Annotated in this window: 23 protein-coding genes; 8 read left to right on the top strand and 15 right to left on the bottom strand. The window is 67.4% G+C overall.

Annotated elements, in window-relative coordinates; translation table 11 throughout:
* Positions 1-90 precede the first annotated feature (90 nt).
* From THITH_RS18265 to THITH_RS14890, 3 genes are all read left to right on the top strand, one after another.
* Entirely contained in the window at positions 91-240 is a 150-nt protein-coding gene (locus tag THITH_RS18265) for an entericidin A/B family lipoprotein (RefSeq protein WP_198019514.1), read from the top strand.
* A gap of 105 nt (positions 241-345) precedes the next feature.
* The gene (gene ampD, locus THITH_RS14895; protein WP_025367609.1) at positions 346-912 is read left to right on the top strand and encodes a 1,6-anhydro-N-acetylmuramyl-L-alanine amidase AmpD; all 567 of its coding nucleotides are present in this window, start codon (positions 346-348) and stop codon (positions 910-912) included.
* A complete protein-coding gene (locus tag THITH_RS14890) occupies positions 909-1505 on the top strand; it encodes a histidine phosphatase family protein (RefSeq protein ID WP_006747014.1) in 597 nt (198 codons plus the stop codon). The genes ampD and THITH_RS14890 overlap by 4 nt, the downstream gene beginning before the upstream one ends.
* Before the next feature lie 23 nt (positions 1506-1528).
* Here the strand turns inward: THITH_RS14890 and THITH_RS14885 are convergent, their stop codons facing one another.
* The 13 genes from THITH_RS14885 to THITH_RS14825 all read right to left on the bottom strand — a co-directional run bounded on the left by THITH_RS14885 (position 1529) and on the right by THITH_RS14825 (position 12982).
* Entirely contained in the window at positions 1529-1801 is a 273-nt protein-coding gene (locus THITH_RS14885; protein ID WP_051418838.1) for a helix-turn-helix domain-containing protein, read from the bottom strand.
* Between the two features lie 65 nt (positions 1802-1866).
* Positions 1867-2910: a tRNA dihydrouridine synthase DusB gene (dusB, locus tag THITH_RS14880; RefSeq protein WP_006747016.1), complete on the bottom strand. Its 1044-nt coding sequence runs from the start codon at positions 2908-2910 to the stop codon at positions 1867-1869.
* The gene (locus THITH_RS14875) at positions 2907-3659 is read right to left on the bottom strand and encodes a zinc-ribbon and DUF3426 domain-containing protein (RefSeq protein WP_006747017.1); all 753 of its coding nucleotides are present in this window, start codon (positions 3657-3659) and stop codon (positions 2907-2909) included. The genes dusB and THITH_RS14875 overlap by 4 nt, the downstream gene beginning before the upstream one ends.
* 48 nt (positions 3660-3707) lie before the next feature.
* The gene (gene prmA, locus THITH_RS14870) at positions 3708-4601 is read right to left on the bottom strand and encodes a 50S ribosomal protein L11 methyltransferase (RefSeq protein ID WP_006747018.1); all 894 of its coding nucleotides are present in this window, start codon (positions 4599-4601) and stop codon (positions 3708-3710) included.
* A complete protein-coding gene (gene accC, locus THITH_RS14865; RefSeq protein ID WP_006747019.1) occupies positions 4598-5947 on the bottom strand; it encodes an acetyl-CoA carboxylase biotin carboxylase subunit in 1350 nt (449 codons plus the stop codon). Before accC ends, prmA begins: the two co-directional genes overlap by 4 nt.
* Before the next feature lie 43 nt (positions 5948-5990).
* Positions 5991-6446, bottom strand: a complete 456-nt coding sequence (gene accB, locus THITH_RS14860) for an acetyl-CoA carboxylase biotin carboxyl carrier protein (protein ID WP_006747020.1) — start codon at positions 6444-6446, stop codon at positions 5991-5993.
* Positions 6447-6452: 6 nt separating this feature from the next.
* The gene (gene aroQ, locus THITH_RS14855; protein ID WP_006747021.1) at positions 6453-6896 is read right to left on the bottom strand and encodes a type II 3-dehydroquinate dehydratase; all 444 of its coding nucleotides are present in this window, start codon (positions 6894-6896) and stop codon (positions 6453-6455) included.
* Between the two features lie 201 nt (positions 6897-7097).
* The gene (locus THITH_RS14850; RefSeq protein ID WP_006747022.1) at positions 7098-7682 is read right to left on the bottom strand and encodes a peroxiredoxin family protein; all 585 of its coding nucleotides are present in this window, start codon (positions 7680-7682) and stop codon (positions 7098-7100) included.
* Positions 7679-9976: a protein-disulfide reductase DsbD gene (dsbD, locus tag THITH_RS14845; protein ID WP_006747023.1), complete on the bottom strand. Its 2298-nt coding sequence runs from the start codon at positions 9974-9976 to the stop codon at positions 7679-7681. Before dsbD ends, THITH_RS14850 begins: the two co-directional genes overlap by 4 nt.
* Positions 9964-10311: a divalent-cation tolerance protein CutA gene (gene cutA, locus THITH_RS14840; protein ID WP_006747024.1), complete on the bottom strand. Its 348-nt coding sequence runs from the start codon at positions 10309-10311 to the stop codon at positions 9964-9966. The genes dsbD and cutA overlap by 13 nt, the downstream gene beginning before the upstream one ends.
* Positions 10308-11102, bottom strand: coding sequence for an efflux RND transporter periplasmic adaptor subunit (locus tag THITH_RS14835; protein WP_006747025.1), 795 nt, complete (start codon positions 11100-11102; stop codon positions 10308-10310). Before THITH_RS14835 ends, cutA begins: the two co-directional genes overlap by 4 nt.
* Positions 11103-11105: 3 nt before the next feature.
* Positions 11106-12434 carry a TolC family protein gene (locus tag THITH_RS14830; RefSeq protein WP_006747027.1) on the bottom strand — a complete coding sequence of 443 codons (1329 nt, stop codon included), beginning with the start codon at positions 12432-12434 and terminating at the stop codon, positions 11106-11108.
* Positions 12435-12442: 8 nt separating this feature from the next.
* Entirely contained in the window at positions 12443-12982 is a 540-nt protein-coding gene (locus THITH_RS14825) for a thioredoxin family protein (RefSeq protein ID WP_006747028.1), read from the bottom strand.
* A gap of 176 nt (positions 12983-13158) precedes the next feature.
* Here THITH_RS14825 and THITH_RS14820 point away from each other — a divergent pair, with 176 nt between their 5' ends.
* From THITH_RS14820 to THITH_RS14800, 5 genes are all read left to right on the top strand, one after another.
* Positions 13159-13632, top strand: a complete 474-nt coding sequence (locus THITH_RS14820) for an FxsA family protein (protein ID WP_025367608.1) — start codon at positions 13159-13161, stop codon at positions 13630-13632.
* Positions 13633-13787: 155 nt separating this feature from the next.
* Positions 13788-14078: a co-chaperone GroES gene (groES, locus tag THITH_RS14815; protein WP_006747030.1), complete on the top strand. Its 291-nt coding sequence runs from the start codon at positions 13788-13790 to the stop codon at positions 14076-14078.
* A gap of 55 nt (positions 14079-14133) precedes the next feature.
* On the top strand, positions 14134-15789 hold the full coding sequence (groL, locus tag THITH_RS14810; RefSeq protein ID WP_006747031.1) for a chaperonin GroEL: 1656 nt from the start codon (positions 14134-14136) through the stop codon (positions 15787-15789).
* Positions 15790-16255: 466 nt separating this feature from the next.
* Positions 16256-16882, top strand: a complete 627-nt coding sequence (locus tag THITH_RS14805; RefSeq protein ID WP_006747032.1) for an OmpA family protein — start codon at positions 16256-16258, stop codon at positions 16880-16882.
* Between the two features lie 241 nt (positions 16883-17123).
* Positions 17124-18086: a sigma-54 interaction domain-containing protein gene (locus tag THITH_RS14800; protein ID WP_006747033.1), complete on the top strand. Its 963-nt coding sequence runs from the start codon at positions 17124-17126 to the stop codon at positions 18084-18086.
* A gap of 48 nt (positions 18087-18134) precedes the next feature.
* Here the strand turns inward: THITH_RS14800 and THITH_RS14795 are convergent, their stop codons facing one another.
* Positions 18135-18659, bottom strand: coding sequence for a nitrous oxide reductase accessory protein NosL (locus THITH_RS14795; RefSeq protein ID WP_006747034.1), 525 nt, complete (start codon positions 18657-18659; stop codon positions 18135-18137).
* A 103-nt stretch (positions 18660-18762) separates the two neighbouring features.
* Positions 18763-19374: a nitrous oxide reductase accessory protein NosL gene (locus tag THITH_RS14790; RefSeq protein ID WP_006747035.1), complete on the bottom strand. Its 612-nt coding sequence runs from the start codon at positions 19372-19374 to the stop codon at positions 18763-18765.
* Positions 19375-19424: the final 50 nt, after the last annotated feature.

Here is a 19424-nt window from a genome sequence, read left to right as displayed (position 1 = left end):
TCGCCTGGGTCCCGGCGTCGCAATCGATGTCGCCGTGGCCTGAGTGCCGACGATGGTGCCCGGCCGTGGAGCGAGAAAACGATGCGTCGAATGATGTCTTGGGCAGTCCTGTTGGCCGGGCTTGCGGTGTTCACGGTAGCCGGCCTCGGGGGCTGTGGTACGGTCGAGGGTTTTGGTAAGGACGTGCAGAAGGGCGGCGAGGCCATCGAGCGCGCGGCCGAACGTCGCAAGCCCGACTGACCGACGCGGCATGAGGTGCTGCTTCGGGGTCCGGCTGGCGTGCCGCCCGCAGCTGCCGATGCCTCCGGGCCGGTGAAGGTCCCGGTGGAGCACGCGGCGGACGGGGTGTCCGCGTCCGGCGAGGCGCGGGCGTGGTGGCCGCCGGCGCGGGTCCGGCCCAGTCCGAACCGGGATCCGCGGCCCGCGGGAATGGAACCCGAGCTGATCGTGATCCACTCGATCAGCCTGCCGCCCTGTGAATTCGGCGGGCCGTACATCGGCCAGCTGTTCACGAACACGCTGGAGCCCCGGGCGCACCCCTATTTCGCTGTGATCGCGGATCTGAGAGTCTCTGCGCATGTGGTCATCGGCCGTGACGGGGAGGCGACCCAGTATGTGCCGTTCACCGAGCGTGCCTGGCACGCCGGTGTGTCGAGCTGGCGCGGGCGCGAGCGCTGCAATGACTTCTCGATCGGAATCGAGCTCGAGGGTTGCGATGAACGGCCGTTTACGCCGTCCCAGTACCGGCAGCTCGCGAGCCTGATCGCCTGGCTGCGTCAGCGCTTTCCGGCGCTCGCTGGCGACGCGCTGGCCGGGCATGCGGATATTGCCCCGGGGCGCAAGACCGATCCCGGGCCGTACTTCGACTGGCAGCACCTGGCAGCACGCCTGGAAGGAGAGGCCGACGCATGATCATCGACCTGTTGCGCCACGGCGAGCCACGCGGCGGCGTTCGTTACCGCGGGCACGGCTGTGACGATCCGCTGAGCGAGCAGGGATGGCGCCAGATGTGGCAGGCGGTCGGCGAATCCTCGGTCGACTGGCCGTGGGACGGCGTGCTGTCGTCGCCGCTGGTGCGCTGCCGGGACTTCGCCGAGGCACTGTGTGCGCGCCGGCCGATGCCCCTGCGGATCGCGCCGGGGCTGCGCGAGGTGGGATTCGGAGAGTGGGAAGGGCTGACGCGTGAACAGGTCCGTCACGGGCGAGCCGAGGAATACCGCGCGTTCTACGCCGACCCGGTCGCCAATCGCCCGCCGGGTGCGGAGCCGCTGGCGGACTTCCGCCGGCGCGTGGAAGCCACGTTGGCCGACGAGAGCGCAGCGCTGGGGGTGCAGAAGATCCTGGTGGTCGCGCATGCCGGTGTGATCCGTGCGGCGATTGGTTGGATCATGGACGCGCCCGACGGCGCGATCTATCGGCTCGAATGCGACTACGGCAGCATCAGCCGGATCAGCCTCGATGCCGAGCGCGGCTGGCGCGTTGGTTTCACCAACCGCAGGCGGTGACTCGGCAGCGTCGGCGTCTGCGGTCAGAGCAAGTCGTGTGCGCGCAGCTTCTTGCGCAGTGTCGCCCGGTTGAGTCCGAGCAGGCTGGCGGCCCGGGTCTGGTTGCCCCCGCAGCGTTCGAGCACGCAGGCGAGCAGCGGGCGCTCGACCTCGGCCATCACCAGCGCGTAGATGTCGCCGGCGTCCTCCCCATTGAGATTCCCGAAATAGTCGTCCAGTGCAACGCGCACATGCTCCGCCAGCCGGTGCGGGGCCTGCGCCCCGGGACGGGCCGGTGCCTGTGGAGCGGCGTCCATCGAATAGTTCATGCGGCTTGCCCCCGAATCCGAGCAGGTTCTTGTTGTCGTTGTATCCATGGCCTTCAGTCCCCGGTCCGGACCGAAAGGCGGTCGTCCCCCGGGGCAGGCGGTACCGTGCGGGTTCCCGCCGGCCGGTCGAACAGCGAGCGGATCGCAGCGAGCTGCGCGCCGGCATCGGTCAGCGCGAGCAGCGGGCGCCGGTCGATCTCCGCTCGGTTGTGTTGAAGATACCAGCCTATGTGCTTGCGCGCGATACGCACGCCCTGATTCGGTCCGTACAGGCGATGCAGCGCGGCCACGTGCTCCTCGATCAACTCGCCCAGTGCCGCGCGGCGTGGGGGCGGTGCCGTGGGCTGGCCGTTCAGCGCAGCGCGGATTTGCCCGGGCAGCCAGGGTCGTCCCTGAGCGCCGCGTCCGATCATCACTCCGGCCGCACCGGTCTGCTCGAGCACGGCCCGAGCGCGTTGCGCCGTGGTGATGTCGCCGTTCGCGAGTACCGGGATCGCCACCGCGTCGACCACGCGGGCGATGGCCGGGTAGTCCACGTCTCCCCGATAGCCGCAGGCGCGGGTGCGACCGTGAACGGTGAGCATGGCCACGCCGGCTCGCTCGGCGATGCGCGCGATGTGCGCCGCATTCAGGTGATCGCGGTCGATGCCCAGCCGCATCTTCAGCGTCACCGGTACCGAAACGGCGGCGGTCAGCGCATGCAGCAGCCGTTCGACCAGCGCTTCATCGGCCAGCAGTGCCGACCCCGCCGCCTTGCGGCACACCTTCTTCGCGGGGCAACCGAGGTTCAGGTCGATGATATCGGCTCCACGCGCGACGTTTTCCCGGGCCGCCTGCGCCAGGCCATCGGGGTCGTTGCCGAGCAACTGCACGATCCGGGGAGCGGGCTCGCCCTGGTGATCCAGCCGATGCCGTGTTTTCGCGGTGTCCCACAGGCGGGTGTCCGACGTCACCATTTCGGATACCGCGGCGCTGGCTCCGAGGCGGCGGCAGAGCTGCCGGAAGGGCCGGTCGCTGACGCCCGCCATCGGGGCCAGAAACACCACGGGACCGGCGAACCGGTGCGTTCCGAGCCGGAGGTCGCTGTTCGGGATCATAGGGGCCAAACCATCACGCCCTCGGGGCGCCGTGGGCCACCACGCACATCGAGCCGCAGCGCGCGCCGCTCCTGCGGTTCCAGGCGAGGATCGGCGGCCGCACCCAGGAACTCATCGGGATGCCAGCGTGCCTGGGCCAGCACCCGGCCATGGCGATCGGACAGCGCGATCTCCAGAAGCGGCCACGGCTGAGGTTGCTCCAGGGTATTGAGCAGTTCCAGGTCGATCCGCAGGACACCCGGCGCGACCGGCACGAACTGCAGCCCCTCGACGCGCACGGCTCCGGGAACCCGAGAAACGGTGTCGGTACACGGCAGGTGAGCGCAGATCGTGTCGCTCAGCGCCCGGAGTTCGGGATGTGGGCCCAGACGGTCGCGCTCGTGGACCAGGAACTGGGCGAACAGCAGCGCGATCAGTGCCAGTCCCGCGGCCAGCCCCAGCAGGCGAGCCGCTACTGCCGATCGCGGTTGCGGCGCTGGCTCGAGCGGCAAGGGTCGCGGGGGTTGCGCCGGGTGTTCGGGGTCGAGGGCAGACGCGCTGTCCGGCGCCCCGGCGCCCGCCACGGTTCCGTTGGGTTCAGCGGATGGCAGCCGCCTCGGGCCCCAACTCGCGCCGGCGGGTTCGAGTTCCAGGGCCGGCAGATAGGCGAAGACCTCGTGGCAGTTGCTGCAGCGGTGCTTCCGAGGCGCGCGCCCGATGCGGTAGCGCACCGCATGACCGGCACCGCAGGCGGGGCAGCGAACGATCATCGTCTGATGGCCGGGACGGCACCTGCGATGGCGGTCGCAGCCCCTGCGTCAGCGGCGCTGGCCAACCAGCAGCACCCAGTCATCGCGTCGATCTCCGATGGCGATTTCGAAGGTATCCCGGTAGGCGGCCATCACCGCCTCCGCTTGCCGATCGAGCAGCCCGGCCAGCAATAGCCGGGCACCCGGGCGGGCGGCGCGGGCGAGCGTCGGCGCAAGGTCGACCAGCGGACCCGCCAGGATATTGGCCAGCACCAGATCGAATGCGGCGGCGGGAACGTCCCGGTCTGGTGCGGCGGTCGGCAACCGTTCTGCGGCGATCTCGTTGCGCTCCGCGTTCAGGCGTGTCGCCTGCAGCGCTTGCGGGTCGATGTCGACTCCGAGTGCGGAGGTGGCACCCAGCTTCAGGGCCGCGATTGCCAGGATTCCGGAGCCGCAGCCATAGTCGAGCACGGTCTGGCCGGCTGGCGGCGCTGCCGCGAGTGCGGCCAGGCACATCGCGGTGGTTGGGTGGCTGCCGGTGCCAAATGCCAGCCCGGGATCCAGATGCACATATACACCGCCGGCGATGTCGGGGGGCGTTTCCCACGACGGCACGATCCACAAGGGGCCGCCACAGTGGATCCGAGTCAGCCCGGCCAGCCCGGCACGTACCCAGTCGCGGTCATCCAGGCGCGACAGGCGCGCGTCGGGCGTTGCCCCGCCGGCGCCCGAATCCGGTGCCTGCAGGGCAGCACGGGCGATTTCCGCCTGCAGGGGATCCTGGAACAGCGCGCGGAGGCGGACCGCCGACCAGAGCGGATGGCTGCCGGGGGGAGGTTCGAACAGCGGTTCGTCTCCGGCATCGAACAGCTCGACGCTCTGGGCCCCGAGGGCAAACAGTCTTTCTTCCAGCGCTTCCGCCTCGCCGGGGCTGGTCTCGAGTTCCAGTTCTGTCAGGCTCACGGGCCGGCGGCCTTCAGTTTCTTTTCCAGGTAATGGATGTTGGTCCCGCCCTTGCGGAAGTTCGCGTCGTTCATCAGGTCCAGGTGCAGCGGAATGTTGGTCCGGATGCCGTCGATCACGATCTCGCTCAGGGCACCGCGCATGCGCGCGATCGCGATGTCCCGAGTGGGTCCATAGGCGATCAGCTTCGCGACCATCGAGTCGTAATGCGGCGGCACCGTGTAGCCGTTGTACAGATGCGTGTCGACCCGGATGCCCGGCCCGCCCGGTGCGTGGTATTGGGTCACGGTCCCGGGGCTGGGCAGGAAGCGTTCCGGGTCTTCGGCGTTGATCCGGCACTCGATCGCATGGCCGTGAATCCGGATGTCGGACTGGTCGATCGACAGCGCTTCGCCGGCTGCGACCCGGATCTGCTCGCGGACCAGGTCTACCCCGGTGATTTCCTCGGTAACCGGATGTTCGACCTGCAGGCGCGTGTTCATCTCGATGAAATAGAACTCGCCGTTTTCGAACAGGAACTCGAAGGTGCCCGCGCCCCGATAGCCGATCTCCTGGCAGGCGCGGATCAGGCGCTGGCTCATCGAGTCGCGCATCTCCGGCGTGATCCCGGGGGCCGGAGCCTCCTCGATCACCTTCTGGTGGCGGCGCTGCATCGAGCAGTCGCGCTCGCCCAGGCAGACCGCGTTGCCGTGGGAGTCGGCAAGAACCTGGAACTCGACGTGACGCGGATGCTCCAGGTACTTCTCCATGTACAAGGTGTCGTTGCCGAACGCCTGGCGCGCCTCGTTGCGCGTCAGCGCGATCGAGTTCAACAGCGCACCCTCGGTATGCACCACGCGCATGCCGCGGCCGCCACCGCCGCCGGAGGCCTTCACGATCACCGGATACCCGATCGCGCGCGCCATCCGGATGTGTTCCTCCGGATCCTCGCCCAGCGCACCCTCCGACCCGGGCACGCAGGGCACGCCGGCCGCGAGCATCGCGTTCTTCGCCGATACCTTGTCGCCCATCAGGCGGATCGTCTCGGCCCGCGGCCCGATGAACGCGAAGCCGCTGGATTCGACCCGTTCGGCGAAATCGGCGTTCTCGGACAAAAAGCCGTAGCCCGGGTGAATCGCTCCGGCATCGGTCACCTCGGCTGCGGAGATGATTGCCGGGATATTCAGGTAGCTCTCGCTGGACGGGGCGGGCCCGATGCAGACCGTCTCGTCGGCCAGGCGCACGTGTTTGAGGTCGCGGTCGGCTTCCGAGTGTGCGGCGACGGTCGCGATGCCCATTTCGCGGCAGGCGCGCAGAACCCTGAGCGCGATTTCGCCGCGGTTTGCGATCAGGATTTTTTCCAGCATGCGAATCCCTGCCCGGTTGCTCGTGTGTCGATCGTCGTGGCGCTCACTCGATGATGAACAGCGGTTGGCCGTATTCCACCGGGTGTCCGTTCTCGACCAGCGCGTCGCGAATCGTGCCGGCCTTGTCCGCCTCGATCGGGTTCAGCATTTTCATCGCCTCGATGATGCACAGGGTGTCTCCGATCGCCACCGTCGTGCCCACCTCGACGAACGGGCGTGCGCCCGGGCTGGGCGCGCGGTAGAACGTGCCGACCATCGGTGCCGTGACCCGGTGTCCGGCCGGCTCCGGTTGCGACGGCTCGGCAGCGGCCGGCATGGCCTCGGCAGCCGGCGCCGGGGCGGCGGTAGGCACCGGCATCGCCGGGGGCGCCACGAAATTCTGGGCGTTCGGTGGCGAGCGGGTGATGCGCACGGACTCCTCGCCTTCGTGAATCTCGATCTCGTGGATCCCGCTTTCGTCGAGCAGGTCGATCAGCTTCTTGACCTTGCGAATGTCCATGGTGAACTAAGGCTCCTCGATGGCTGCGATGGCGGCGTCTAGTGCCAGCCGATAACCCGTTACGCCAAGGCCGGTGATGGTGCCGGATGCGACATCCGACAGGTACGAGTGGCGCCGAAACGGTTCCCGTGCATGTACGTTGCTGACGTGGATTTCGATGAACGGGATCGCCACCGCCAGCAGGGCGTCGCGGAGGCTTACGCTGGTATGCGTGAGGCCGCCGGGATTGATCACGATATGGGCCACGCCCCCCGACCGCGCTGCATGAATCCGGTCGATCAGCTCGCCTTCGTGGTTGCTCTGGAAGCACAGCAGACGGTGCCCCGCCTGTGCCGCGCGCGCCTGCAGTGACGTTTCCAGTTCGGCCAGCGTGGTGGATCCGTAGCGTTCCGGCTCACGGCTCCCGAGCAGGTTCAGGTTGGGGCCGTTCAGCAGCAGCAGGTCAGCCATGACGGGAGGTATCGGTCGCGATCCTGTCTTGAATAAGTGGGAAACGTTCGGGAATCGCCCGCTTCGGTGACGGGATTCTGCCGTAGCGGAGTGCGGCCTGTCCAGCGCTTCCTGCGGATTCTGCGCGGCTGCGGCCGCCGGCCGTCCGGGTGCGGGACCGTGCCGCTGCCGGGCGTGCCACGGCAGCGGGTTCACCGCGGCTCAGAGATAGGTTCGGAGCCAGCGATCCAAGTCGGCCCGGGTCACTTCGCCACGGTGGGTCTCGCGCACCACTCCGTTGCGGTCGATGACGACGCTGTAGGGGAGAACCCCCATCCGGTTGCCGTAGTCGCTGCTGGCGGCCATGGCTTCGGCTTGCCCCACCAGGATCGGGAACTCGAGCGCGTGGGTGGCGGCGAAGCCCCGGGTCGCGTCGACCTCGTCGATCGCCACCGCCACGATCGTAAAGCCATCGTCGGTATATTCGGCGTAGCGGTCCTGGAACAGCGGCATCTCCCGCAGGCACGGCGGGCACCAGGTCGCCCAGAAGTTCAGCAACACGAGGTCGCCGTCCCATTCGCTGAGCTGCCGGGCAGCGCCGCTCAGGTCGGGCAGGGTGAAGTCGACACGCTGCGATCCGGTCGCGGCGGCTGCCGGCGCCGCCGCCTGGCCGCCCGCATCGGCCGTTGCGGTATTGTCGTTCGCGGTACCACAGGCCGTTAACGCGAGTGCGGCGATGCAGACCAGGCCTGCCGCCGGCAACGGGTTGCCCCGGCGGTGGCGCAACGGCAGTCGCTCGGTCGTCATGGCCGTGCTCCGATGCTCTGTTCGACGTGGGCCAGGAAGCGCTCCGCGTTCAAAAAGCCGACCACGCGCCGGTGGCGGAGTTCTTCCCCGTCGTGATCGTAGAAGATCATCGCCGGCGGACCGAACAGGTTGAACGCGCGCATCAGGTCCCGGTGTTCCGACGTGTTCGCGGTGACGTCGGCTTTCAGCAGATGGACGTCGCTCATCGCCTGGATTACGCGCGGATCCTGAAACGTGGTGCGTTCCAGACGCACGCAGTCGACGCACCAGTCGGCATAGAAATCGAGGAACACCGGCTGGTTCCGAGCCGCCGCTTCGGCCACCTCACGTTCAACGTCGGCGAGGCTGTCGACTTCCCGGAATTCCATTTGTGTCGCCCTCGGTGCGCCGTCCGGTCCGACCAGTGCCGCGGCGGGCGCCCGCAGTTCGGCCAGCGGGCGGAACATGTCCTTGCCACCGGTAAACGCGCCGAGCATCAGGATCACGCCGTAGAGCAGCAGTACCAGGCCCAGGCCTTTCCACAGGCTGCGCCAGCCGGAGGCGGCCTCGGGCAGCGTTTGCAGGGCGCCCATGTAGATCGCGGTCACGATGAGCAGCGTGGCCCACAGCAACAGCGCGACCTCGCCGGGAATCACCCGCTCGAGCAGCCAGATACCCATCGCGAGCAGACCGACTCCGAACACGGCCTTCACCGTGTCCATCCACGGGCCGGCCTTCGGCAGGATCTTGCCGGCCGAGGTGCCGATCGCGAGCAGCGGCGCCCCCATACCCATGCTGAGAGAAAACAGCGCGATCCCGCCCAGCACGGCATCGCCGGTCTGGCTGATGTAGAGCAGCGCCCCCACCAACGGTGCGGTCACGCAGGGCCCGACGATCAGCGCGGCCAGGAAGCCCATCACTGCCGCACCCGCCAGCGTGCCCCCTTCCTGGCGGTTGCTGACGTTCGTCAGCCGGCTCTGGATGCTCGAGGGCATCTGCAATTCGTAGAACCCGAACATCGACAGCGCGAGCGCGATGAACACGAGCACGAAGCCGCCGATGATCCACGGATTCTGGAATGCCGCCTGCAGGTTGGCGCCGGCCATGCCCGCAAACACGCCCGCAAGGGTGTAGGTGAAGGCCATCGCCAGCACGAACGCGAGCGAGATGAAGAAGGCCTTGCGCGTGGTCAGGTTCTTCTGCCCGATGATGATGTTGGACAGGATGGGGATCATCGGGAACACGCAGGGCGTGAAGGTCAGCAGCAGGCCGAAGCCGAAGAAGGCCAGCGCGATCAGCCAGACCCGGCCATCGGCCAACTGTGCGGCGATGCGGTCCTGTTCGGTGACCGGAACGGCATCGTCCACTGCAGGGGGCTCGGTGCCGGTCGCGGGCAGTTCCTCGGCCTCGTCCGCGAGGTCGGAGGCAAACGCGACGGCCACGTCCTGGGTCAGCGGCGGGTAGCAGACTCCGATATCCGCGCAGCCCTGGTAGTCGACCGCCAGCACGATCTCGGCCACGTCGTCGGCGGTGCGCAGCACCGGAACCAGAATCTCCACCGATTCGCGGTAGGTTTCGGTCTCGCCGAAGAACTCGTCGACGATCAGCGTGCCGTCCGGGGGATTCACCGGGCCGAGTTCGATGCCTTCGCCTTCGGCGATCCGGAAGCCGAGCTTGTCGCGGTACAGGTAATAGCCGTCGGCGATGTCGAAGCGCAGCACCACGGCGTTCTGGCTGATCGCCCGGGCGCTGGCGGCAAACGCGACTTCGGGTTCGAGCAGTTCGTCGTCGAGTCCGCCGGAGAGTTCGGCCAGCGCATCGAGCGCGGCGCGGCCGTTGTCGGCCGGCGCCGCCGGTTGCGCGGTGGGAAGCTCCGGCAGCGTCAGGCTGACCGTCTGGAAATGCGGCGGATAGCAGACGCCGACGTCGGCGCAGCCCTGGGAACGCGCGGTCAGTTCGATCTCGCGGCTGGTGGCAGCCAGCACGGGGAGTTCGATCTCGATCCGGTCGCGGTAGGTTTCGACGCGCCCGAAAAATTCGTCTTCCTTCACCGTGCCATCGGGAATTCGGGGTTCGCCGAACTCCAGGCCCTCGCTGTCGGCCGTGAACCGGAACTGCTCCCGGTACATGTAATAGCCGTCGGCGATGGTCCAGGTCAGGCGCAGCAGGTCGCCTTCGAGCGCCTCCGCCTGCAGCGCGAAGGCATCGTCCGGATCCAGCAGGTCGTCCTCGAACAGTGCGGACGCGAGGGCTGGGAGCAGGGTCAGCGAGAACAGGAGGAGGGCGAGCCAGCGCCTGAAAGTCATCGGGTGCATTGTCGAATCCAGTCGAGATAGTCGGGTAGCCCCTGCGTGATCGGCAGGGCAATGAGTTCGGGCGTTTCGTACGGGTGGCGTTCCGCGAGCCAGTCCTGCAGGGCCGGATAACGCGACACCGACGTCTTGATCAGCAGCGTATGCTCCTCGGCGTCCTCTACGTCGTCCTGCCAGCGGTAGACCGAACGACCGGCGCCCAGTATATGGACGCAGGCAGCAAGTCGTTGTTCCACCAGTTCCTGTGCAAGATCGTCCGCCAGTGTGCCGTCGTCCACTGTGGTGATCACCAGCAGGCAGTCGGCGCGCTCGGCTGAAGGGCTGCCCGGCATCGTCATTCGCCGCTCCCGAGGCGGACCTCGGCGCTTTGGCCCGCGCGCAGCCGCAGGGAATCCGGCGGCGAGAAGTGGATGTCGACCCGGTAGCCCGTGCCGAAGCCGATGTCCTCGGGCTCCCAGCCGATGACCCCCACGGTTCCGGAGAACCGTTCGCCGTCGATGCCGACGCGCGCAGGCTGTCCGGGCTCAAGGCCGGCGGCGGTGGCAGCGTCCACCGTGGTCACCGCGCGCATCGGGTCGGTGGTACCGAGGGTCGCCAGCACGGGCGGCGCCAGCGCAGGGCTGACCGCCTCGCCCACGGTCACCGTCACCGATAGCATTCGTCCTGCGGCCGGGGCCTCGATGCGGCTGTCGCCGATGTCGACGCGGATTTTCTGCAGCTGCGCTTCGGCCCGTGCCAGACGTGCCGCCGCCATCGAACGTTCGATCCGCGCCAGCTCCAGTTCGCGCACCGCGATCAGCGTGCGGTCGTAGAGTTCCTCGGCGCGTTCAACCTCCCGGTCAGCCTCGGTCAGTTCCAGGCGCAGGCGCTCGCGCTTGGCCTCGGCTGCGCGCGCGTCGGCTTGCAGACGCCGGGTGTCCAGCGTGAACAGCGGTTGCTCCGCCTCGACCCGATCGCCGGCTCGTACTGCGATTTCGCGCACCACGCCGGCGATGGGAGACGACACCGTGTAACGTTCGCCCCAGTCGATCCGGGCCGGAAGCTCCTCCGCAGTTGCCGGGGCCAGTGCCGTGGCGATTCCGGCACCCAGCAGGCCGGCGGCAAGAAGTAAGGGTCGGCGGTTGCCCATCGGTTACGGCTCCATCGAAGCGTCGGGTGGGAACGGGCTCAGCGAAGGGTCGCCGAGCAATAGCGCCAGCCGTTCGAAGGCCAGCGCCAGCGCGTATTCGGTGGCGGCGTTGAAATGCGCGGCAGCACTCTGCTGGACCATCGAATCGCCGAGGTCGGTCGTTTCTTCCATGTCGTACAAGGCCCGTGCGCGGTCGATATAGAGTTCCCGGTAGTCCATTCGCGCCAGCGCCTCGTCCCGCTGTACCAGCAACGCCTCGATCTCGTAGAAAAGGTCGCGCGCCGTGTTCCGGGCCTCGATCATTGCCTGGGCCAGATCGGCCTCGGCGAGGTGCCGGTCTGCGGTCGCCTCGCCGAGCGCCGCGCTGCGGCCGCGGCCCTGGTACAGCGGGATCTCCAGGATCAGACTCGCAGCGACCGGGTTGCGGTCGCCGCCGAACTCGCGTGCCCAGGCGCCGGCCTGGAGTTCGGCGCTGAGGCGCGGGCGGTTCATTGCGCGCGCTGCGTCGGCCCGGTGGCGCGCGGCCTCGACCTCGGCCCGGCGCACCAGCAACTCCGGGTTTTGTGCATCCACTGTGGCCAGCAGCCGGTCCAGATCCGGGAGTGCGGGCAGATCCAGGGGCAACATCGGGCCGAGCACCTGGGCCGGGGCCTGCCCGGGCCGGTTCAACGCCTCGGCCAGTGCGGCGCGGCTGCGGCGCTGTGTCTGCAGGGCGCGCAGGCGCTGGCCGCGGGCAGTCTGGTATTCGGATTCGAGTTGGAACAGGTCGATATCGGAAACCTGTCCCAGCTCGTTGCGGTCGCGGGCGCGTTCCAGCGACACGAACGCCGAGGCCATGGCCTCGGTATCGCGGGCGAATGCCAGGTCGGCCAGCAGCACGTCGAAGTAGCGCCCCATCACTGCCAGACGATGGCGGGCGTGGGCGATGGCCTCGTCGGCAACGCGCGCGTCCACCTCGCGCTCGCCGGCGGCCACGCGGCTGCGGTTCTGGCCGAAGTCGCTCAGCAGCTTGCGCGCGGTGAGCAGCGCGCGCGAATCGTCGTTGCCGTCGTCGGGCGCATGGTCGTTGGGTTCGATCCAGCGCGCCTCCAGATGCGCGTCGATCGTCAGGTCGCTGCGCGAGTGCTCGCCCTCCAGCGCCTGCTCGGCGCGTGCGCGCAGCGCTCGCGCGCTCACCAGGGCCGGGTGCTCGGCATCGATCGCCGCCAGGGCCGCCTCCAGCCGCAGCGGCTGGGGCAGCGGGTCGGGTGCGCCGGCGTTGGCGGTTGCAATGGCGCTGAGCGCTATCAGTGAGCCGGCAAGGGCCGACCGGCAAAGATCGCGAATCGGCATCGCGGCTCCTAGCGCGCTTCGCGCTTGAAGCGCGTGAAGTTCATCTGCTGGTAGTGGCCTTCGGCCACGAACTCGCCCAACTGGAGAAACTCGCGCACGTCCCGCGTCGCGCCGGTGAAGCGTGCGATCGGTTCGCCCTCCAGGTTGAAGAACTGAAACACCGGGGTGGCCCGGACGCGGTTCTCCCGGAACGCGAAGTCCGCCTGACGGTGGGTGTTGCCGTGGAAGTCGACGATCTCGACGTCGCCCTCCACATCCACGCTGAAGACCGCGAAATGTTCGCGGTAGTAGTCCTGGACCTCGGGCTGATTCAGTACCTGCTGCTTCATCCGATGGCAGAACGGGCAGTCGTCCATCTCGAAGAAGATCAGGATCGCCCGTTTGCCGTCAGCCCGCGCCTCGTCGAGTTCCTCCTGGAAATCGCCAAAGGTTGGCTGGAAGAAGTGTTCGTCGGGATCTCGCGGGTCGGACGCGGCAACCAGCGCGAACGGCGCCAGGGTGAGCGCCAGCAGTGCGAATCTGGACAAGGCGGTGACGATGCGGGTCATGCAAGCCTCCAATGGGTGGCGGCAGGGGCATACGAAGCGACGGGCGCGAGCACCCGGAAATTCCCACCGCCGCCGCTTTCGGCCGGTATGGGCACGGATGATAGCCCCGGCACGCGCGGAACTCGACAGCCGGGCGCGATCGATGTTGCAATGAGGCTCCCCTGATGGAGTCTGCGATGGTGCATCCACTGCTGCCCCTGTTCGTGTTTCTCGGCGCGGTCCTGCTCGAAATCTTCGGTTTCGCCTGGGTCGGCGGGGCCGTCGGTGCGCTGGCTACGGTCGCGCTGGTGGTGATCACCGCAGCGATTGGGCTGTGGATCTTCCGCCTGCAGGGAGTTGCGCACTGGCAACGGATGCAGCAGATGCTGCAGCGCGGAGAGCTCCCTGCCCTCGGGCTGCTCGAGGGCTGGCTGCTGATGCTGGCAGCGGTGCTGCTGGTGGTGCCTGGATTCTTCTCCGATGCCGCGGGGTTCCTGTTGCTGGTGCCGCCGTTGCGGGCCGCACTCGCGACCTGGCTGCTCAAGCGCCGCTCAGTCTGGGTCGCGGCCGCACGGCGTGGCGGTCCCGATGCGAGCGATACCATCGAGGGCGAGTACCGCCAGCGCCAGGATGACGACACCGGGCGGCTCGACGATCATCGCGATCGCTAGCGGCCCAAGTCCGACAGGCGGCTAGTTCTCTCTCCCCCCTTGACAGCGGCTGGTGCGCTTCTATTATTGGCACTCGTTCGGGCTGGCTGCTAACAGTGCCGGTGCCGGATCCCTGTTTATCCCGAAACACGACCCATAACTAAGGAGTTCGCACCATGAATCTGCGGCCTTTGCATGATCGCGTGATCGTCAAGCGTATGGAGGAAGAGCGCACCTCCCCCGGCGGGATCGTCATCCCGGACTCGGCGGCCGAGAAGCCCATTCGAGGTGAGGTCGTCGCCGTCGGCAAGGGCAAGATCCTGGAGAATGGCGAAGTCCGCGCGCTGGACGTGAAGGCGGGCGACAAGGTCCTCTTCGGCAAGTACTCCGGAACGGAAGTGAAGGTCGGTGGCGAGGACGTCCTGGTGATGCGCGAAGACGACATCATGGCGATCATCGAGGGCTGAGCCCCCGGATCGCTCGGTCAGCCTCCCTTTCAATCGGTTCAGGAGAAAATTCATCATGAGTGCAAAAGAAGTTCGTTTCGGTAATGACGCCCGCGGCCGGATGGTTCGCGGGATCAACATCCTGGCCAACGCGGTCAAGGTCACGCTGGGTCCGAAGGGCCGCAACGTGGTGCTCGACAAGGCCTTCGGCGCTCCCACCGTCACCAAGGACGGCGTGTCGGTCGCGAAGGAGATCGAACTCGAGGACAAGTTCGAGAACATGGGCGCACAGATGGTGAAGGAGGTTTCCTCCCAGACTTCCGACGTCGCCGGCGACGGTACCACCACGGCGACCGTGCTGGCACAGTCCATCGTGCACGAAGGCATGAAGTCGGTGACCGCGGGCATGAACCCGATGGACCTGAAGCGCGGCATCGACAAGGCCGTGATCGCTGCGGTCGAGGAACTGAGGAATCTCTCCAAGCCCTGCACCGACAGCAAGGCGATCGCCCAGGTCGGCACCATCTCCGCCAATGCGGACGAATCGATCGGCCAGATCATCGCCGATGCGATGGAGAAGGTCGGCAAGGAGGGCGTGATCACGGTCGAGGAAGGTTCTTCGCTCGAGAACGCGCTCGACGTGGTCGAGGGGATGCAGTTCGATCGCGGCTATCTGTCGCCTTATTTCATCAACAACCAGCAGAGCATGAGCGCCGAGCTCGATGACTGCTTCGTGCTGCTCTACGACAAGAAGATCTCCAATATCCGCGACCTGCTGCCCGTCCTGGAAGGCGTTGCGAAGGCCAGCAAGCCGTTGCTGATCATCGCCGAGGACGTCGAAGGCGAGGCGCTCGCGACGCTGGTCGTGAACACGATGCGTGGGATCGTCAAGGTCGCCGCGGTCAAGGCGCCCGGTTTCGGTGACCGCCGCAAGGCGATGCTGCAGGATATCGCCGTGCTGACCGGTGGCCAGGTCATTTCCGAGGAAGTGGGCCTGTCGCTGGAGAAGGCCAGCATCGAGGATCTCGGCCGCGCGAAGAAGGTCCAGGTCACCAAGGAGAACACCACGATCATCGACGGTGCGGGCAATCCGTCGGACATCAAGGCCCGGGTCGACCAGATCCGTGCACAGATCGAAGAAGCCACCTCGGACTACGACAAGGAAAAGCTGCAGGAGCGGGTCGCGAAGCTCGCTGGCGGCGTGGCGGTGATCAAGGTCGGTGCCGCCACCGAAGTCGAGATGAAGGAGAAGAAGGCACGCGTCGAAGATGCGCTGCATGCGACCCGCGCCGCGGTGGAAGAAGGCGTGGTTCCGGGTGGCGGTGTCGCCCTGCTGCGTTCGCTGGGCGCGATGCGCGATCTCAAGGGTGCCAACCACGATCAGGACATCGGGATCGCGATCGCCCGTCGGGCGATGGAAGAGCCGCTGCGCCAGATCGTGATGAACTGCGGCGAGGAACCCTCCGTGGTCCTGAACAAGGTTCTCGAGGGTGAAGGGAACCATGGCTACAACGCGGCCACTGGCGAGTACGGCGACCTGATCGCGATGGGGATCCTCGATCCGACCAAGGTCACCCGGACCGCGCTGCAGAATGCAGCCTCGGTCGCCGGCCTGATCATCACCACCGAGGCGATGGTCGCCGAGCTGCCGAAGGAAGAGAAGGGCGGCGCCGGCGGTGGCATGGACGACATGGGCGGCATGGGTGGCATGGGCGGCATGGGTATGATGTAAAGAGCCCGCCCGAACCGGCTGCCTTCGAGACCCCGCTCACGCGGGGTCTTTTTTTTGGGGGAAGGCATGCACCCGCTCGATGCCGGTGGTACTGGCCGGCGGACGGTCGGTCCGTCCGTCGTTCAGCGAGCTGGGGCATCGCGGCAGGCGCGTGCAGCCTGGCAGGCGAACGCCTGCGCTGTGCCTTGCACGATGTCTGATCAGCCGCCACAGGGCGCGCGTCTGGCGGCAGGCCGGGATGCTGCCCGGAGAGCTCCGCCGATCTGTATCGAATATGTGACAGCCGTTGTCTTATGGACACGTTTTTTTTCCAAAGGCGTGCAAACCCGGCGAGTTTGTGCCACTATCAAGCTGTTGCAGGCGCATCGTTGGGCTCGGTGCCCCGCAGGCGGTTCGACCCGTGGAACGACTAGGCTTGAAGGATTCATTTCCGGGTGATTCCGGTTCATCTGAGGAGACTGACAACATGCATAGCAAGATGGTGAAGAATTTCCTGGTGCTGTCGGCGGCTGCCCTGGTCATGGGCACCGTGGGCAGTGTGTCGGCAGCAGGGGGCTGCGCGAATGTGGTGGATGCTTCGGGCACGCCCGTACGCGACAGTTCCGGCGAATGCGTCCGCACCTCGTCCTGGGCACCCGAGAGGGTGGGTCACGAGGGTTGCGCTGGCTTCATCGTGGCCGAGGCGCCGCCCGAGCCGGCCCCGCCGCCGCCCGCGCCGGAGCCGGAGTTCACGACGACCACGCTCAGCGCGGAGACGCTGTTCGATTTCGACAGTGCGACCCTGCGTCCGCAGGGGCGTGAAACCCTGCGCAACTTTGCGACCGAACTGACTTCGGCCGACGCGACCTACAGTTCGGTGCTGGTGGAAGGCCATACCTGCAGCATCGGTCCGGCCGACTATAACCAGGGCCTGTCCGAGCGCCGCGCCCAGAGCGTGGTGGACTACCTGGTCGGCCAGGGCATCCGGCCGGATGCGATCCGCATGGTCGGCTACGGTGAAACGCGCCCGACCGCGGACAACGCCACCCGCGAAGGTCGCGAACTGAACCGCCGCGTGGAAATCACCACCGACGTTCGTAAGCGCGTCCGTTAACAGTAACCGGCGCGCGTGTCCCACCGGCTTCGGGCCGGCGGGAGCGAGAAGGCCCCGCTTGCGGGGCCTTTCTTCTTTTCATGGGCACGCTCCCTGCGTGTTCCGAGGTCAAGGCAACGTCGGCTGTCGGCGTCTTCGCGCATGGCCACGAGACCCGCGCGGCGGGTGTCCGGCGGTACGTGGTTTCTTCCGCGTTCTTGCTACAATCGGGTGCGACAGCCCGATCCAGATACCCGATCCGATGCAGGCGAACCCCATTCTCGGCGAATCCCCCGAACTGCAGGCAGTGCTCCGAGCCGCGCAGCTGGTGGCAAAGGCGGATTGCCCGGTACTGATCCTCGGCGAAAGCGGGACCGGCAAGGAGGAGCTTGCGCGCAGGTTGCACCGCTTCAGCCCGCGCGCAGATGGCCCGTTCGTCGCGGTGAACTGCGGGGCGCTGCCGGCCGAGCTGGCCGAGTCCGAGCTGTTCGGTCACCGCCGGGGGGCCTTCACCGGAGCCGATCGCGACCATCCCGGTTTCGTTGGTGCGGCCGAGAACGGCACGCTGTTTCTGGACGAGATCGGGGATCTACCGCTGTCGCTGCAGCCGAAGCTGCTGCGTTTTCTTGAGCTGGGCGAACGGCAGGCCCTCGGAGAACCCCGGGCGCGTAGCGCGAACGTCCGGGTGCTTGCGGCGACCCACCGCGACCTGCACGATGCCGTCGATCAGGGTTTGTTCCGCCGCGACCTGTTTTATCGCCTGCACGTGGTGCCCCTGGAACTGCCGCCGCTGCGCCTGCGCGGCAACGATGTGCTGCTGCTCGCCGACCAATTCCTCGCGGAGTTCGCGAGCACCCATCACGCCGTTCCCCCGCGCCTCGATCGTGCCGCACGACAGGCGCTGCGCAGCTATTCGTGGCCCGGCAATGTCCGCGAATTGAGGCACTTGTGCGAGCGGCTGGTCCTGTTGCTTCCCGGGCAGCTGCTGGGCCCCGAGAATCTCGGTCTCCGTACCGGCCGGAGTGCAGCAGTCGATGTCGGGGCACCGGCGTCCGGCCTGGTCGAATTGCCTGCCGAAGGCCTCGAGTTCGAGGCCCTCGAGCACGACCTGCTGCGGCAGGCGATGGCGCGTGCCCGCGGCTGCAAGGCCAGAGCCGCCCGCCTGCTCGGCCTCAGCCGAAATACCCTGCTGTACCGTCTGAAGAAACACGCGATCGAGGGTTGATCCGCGTGCCTGCACGTGCGGGCGTTGCGCGCACCGGGGGCGCGGTCGTCAGTGCACCCGGCCCGCGTCCAGATCCTGCAACAGATCCGGAGTCACCTCGTCGAAGCGCAGGATCCGGGTGCCCTCGTGATCTTCCAGGAACTCGCTGGCGTCGTCCGCGGTGGCCAGCGGCACGAGTTCGTGGCCCATCGGCCCCAGGACGTCCGAGCCGATCACATACCAGGCCGAGTGGGCATCGATCCGCGTGAGGCCGTAGTACTCGGTCACGCCGATGGCCGAGATTTCCTGCCCGCTCCGACCGGGCGCATAGCGGGGCAGGTCGAACAGGTACTTGAACAGGTCCTTGGCGCCGTCGAAATGGTCGCTGTGGCCATCCTCGTACAGTACCGTCGCGATCCACGCGGGGTAGCGCGCGACCAGCATTCCACACACCGGGCAGGTGTCGCGGACCTCGGGGTCGGGCCCCGAGAATTCGGAGGCGTGGCTGCTGGCCGTGCCCGTGCCTGCGGTCAGTATCAGCAGCAGTATCAGCGACATTGCCAGCAATGCTCGGAAGGGGGTGCGGTCGTTCATTTCTGCGTCTCCCGTTCGAATAGGTGTCGCCGCCGGCTTCGGGTCGGCGACGGACGGGTGGTATGGCCGCGGCCCGGGGACGGCGGCCAAGTGGCGTGGCCAACTAGTCGTGCGCTGGTTGCTGCATGCGCGCCCGCCGTTCCGCCCGTCGGCGGCGGATCATCTCGGTATCCCGGGCCATGTCGAGGTAGGCTGCGGTCAGAGCCTGATCGAAGTCGGCCAGCTCGCCGCCATGGTCCCGTTGCGCTTGTTCGGCCGCGGCGCGTGACGCGAAGGCCATCTTGCTGCGCGCCGTCATCGTTCCGGGAAGGGCACTGCCGATCAGGTAATGGGCCGCATCCACGTCGACCAGCGGGCGAAGCTCGTCGCCGCTGCCGTAGTCGGCTGCGTAAATCGCCTTGGGGCCACGATCGATGTTCAGGCTCAGGCTGATCGCGGCGCAGTGCAGCGAGCAGGTGCCGTCGACGCGGTCGTCGTCGTAATGCACCAGGTGCCGGCTGTGGTGCCACTGCCGCCGGTCCATGCCGCAGTAGGGGCAGCGCGGATACTTTTCCAGCTCGTTCTGCAAGGGTTCCGGATCCGGTGGCGCCTTGGGCATGAATTGCAGGGGGGTGCCGTCGCCTTCGCAGCCGGACGGCTCCCCAGCAGTGGCCTTGCCGAGGGTCGCCGCGATTCCGGCCAGCACCGTCCCCTTCAGAAGATGTCGCCTGTTCATTTCCTGTCTCCTTCGTCTTGGGTGTTGCATCGATGAACACGTCAGGAGCC

This window comes from Thioalkalivibrio paradoxus ARh 1 (assembly GCF_000227685.2).
GTDB lineage: Bacteria > Pseudomonadota > Gammaproteobacteria > Ectothiorhodospirales > Ectothiorhodospiraceae > Thioalkalivibrio > Thioalkalivibrio paradoxus.
The sequence above is the reverse complement of the archived record's forward strand: the minus strand, read 5'-3'. Positions and strand labels throughout refer to the sequence as shown.

What these genes read in the sequence shown, in the direction of transcription:
- THITH_RS18265 (WP_198019514.1), top strand. Translation starts at nt 91, where the DNA reads ATGATGTCTTGGGCAGTCCTGTTGGCCGGGCTTGCGGTGTTCACGGTA.
- THITH_RS14890 (WP_006747014.1), top strand. Translation starts at nt 909, where the DNA reads ATGATCATCGACCTGTTGCGCCACGGCGAGCCACGCGGCGGCGTTCGT.
- THITH_RS14885 (WP_051418838.1), bottom strand. Translation starts at nt 1,801, where the DNA reads ATGGACGCCGCTCCACAGGCACCGGCCCGTCCCGGGGCGCAGGCCCCG.
- dusB (WP_006747016.1), bottom strand. Translation starts at nt 2,910, where the DNA reads ATGATCCCGAACAGCGACCTCCGGCTCGGAACGCACCGGTTCGCCGGT.
- THITH_RS14875 (WP_006747017.1), bottom strand. Translation starts at nt 3,659, where the DNA reads ATGATCGTTCGCTGCCCCGCCTGCGGTGCCGGTCATGCGGTGCGCTAC.
- accC (WP_006747019.1), bottom strand. Translation starts at nt 5,947, where the DNA reads ATGCTGGAAAAAATCCTGATCGCAAACCGCGGCGAAATCGCGCTCAGG.
- accB (WP_006747020.1), bottom strand. Translation starts at nt 6,446, where the DNA reads ATGGACATTCGCAAGGTCAAGAAGCTGATCGACCTGCTCGACGAAAGC.
- aroQ (WP_006747021.1), bottom strand. Translation starts at nt 6,896, where the DNA reads ATGGCTGACCTGCTGCTGCTGAACGGCCCCAACCTGAACCTGCTCGGG.
- THITH_RS14850 (WP_006747022.1), bottom strand. Translation starts at nt 7,682, where the DNA reads ATGACGACCGAGCGACTGCCGTTGCGCCACCGCCGGGGCAACCCGTTG.
- dsbD (WP_006747023.1), bottom strand. Translation starts at nt 9,976, where the DNA reads ATGCACCCGATGACTTTCAGGCGCTGGCTCGCCCTCCTCCTGTTCTCG.
- cutA (WP_006747024.1), bottom strand. Translation starts at nt 10,311, where the DNA reads ATGACGATGCCGGGCAGCCCTTCAGCCGAGCGCGCCGACTGCCTGCTG.
- THITH_RS14835 (WP_006747025.1), bottom strand. Translation starts at nt 11,102, where the DNA reads ATGGGCAACCGCCGACCCTTACTTCTTGCCGCCGGCCTGCTGGGTGCC.
- THITH_RS14830 (WP_006747027.1), bottom strand. Translation starts at nt 12,434, where the DNA reads ATGCCGATTCGCGATCTTTGCCGGTCGGCCCTTGCCGGCTCACTGATA.
- THITH_RS14825 (WP_006747028.1), bottom strand. Translation starts at nt 12,982, where the DNA reads ATGACCCGCATCGTCACCGCCTTGTCCAGATTCGCACTGCTGGCGCTC.
- THITH_RS14820 (WP_025367608.1), top strand. Translation starts at nt 13,159, where the DNA reads ATGGTGCATCCACTGCTGCCCCTGTTCGTGTTTCTCGGCGCGGTCCTG.
- groES (WP_006747030.1), top strand. Translation starts at nt 13,788, where the DNA reads ATGAATCTGCGGCCTTTGCATGATCGCGTGATCGTCAAGCGTATGGAG.
- groL (WP_006747031.1), top strand. Translation starts at nt 14,134, where the DNA reads ATGAGTGCAAAAGAAGTTCGTTTCGGTAATGACGCCCGCGGCCGGATG.
- THITH_RS14805 (WP_006747032.1), top strand. Translation starts at nt 16,256, where the DNA reads ATGCATAGCAAGATGGTGAAGAATTTCCTGGTGCTGTCGGCGGCTGCC.
- THITH_RS14800 (WP_006747033.1), top strand. Translation starts at nt 17,124, where the DNA reads ATGCAGGCGAACCCCATTCTCGGCGAATCCCCCGAACTGCAGGCAGTG.
- THITH_RS14795 (WP_006747034.1), bottom strand. Translation starts at nt 18,659, where the DNA reads ATGAACGACCGCACCCCCTTCCGAGCATTGCTGGCAATGTCGCTGATA.
- THITH_RS14790 (WP_006747035.1), bottom strand. Translation starts at nt 19,374, where the DNA reads ATGAACAGGCGACATCTTCTGAAGGGGACGGTGCTGGCCGGAATCGCG.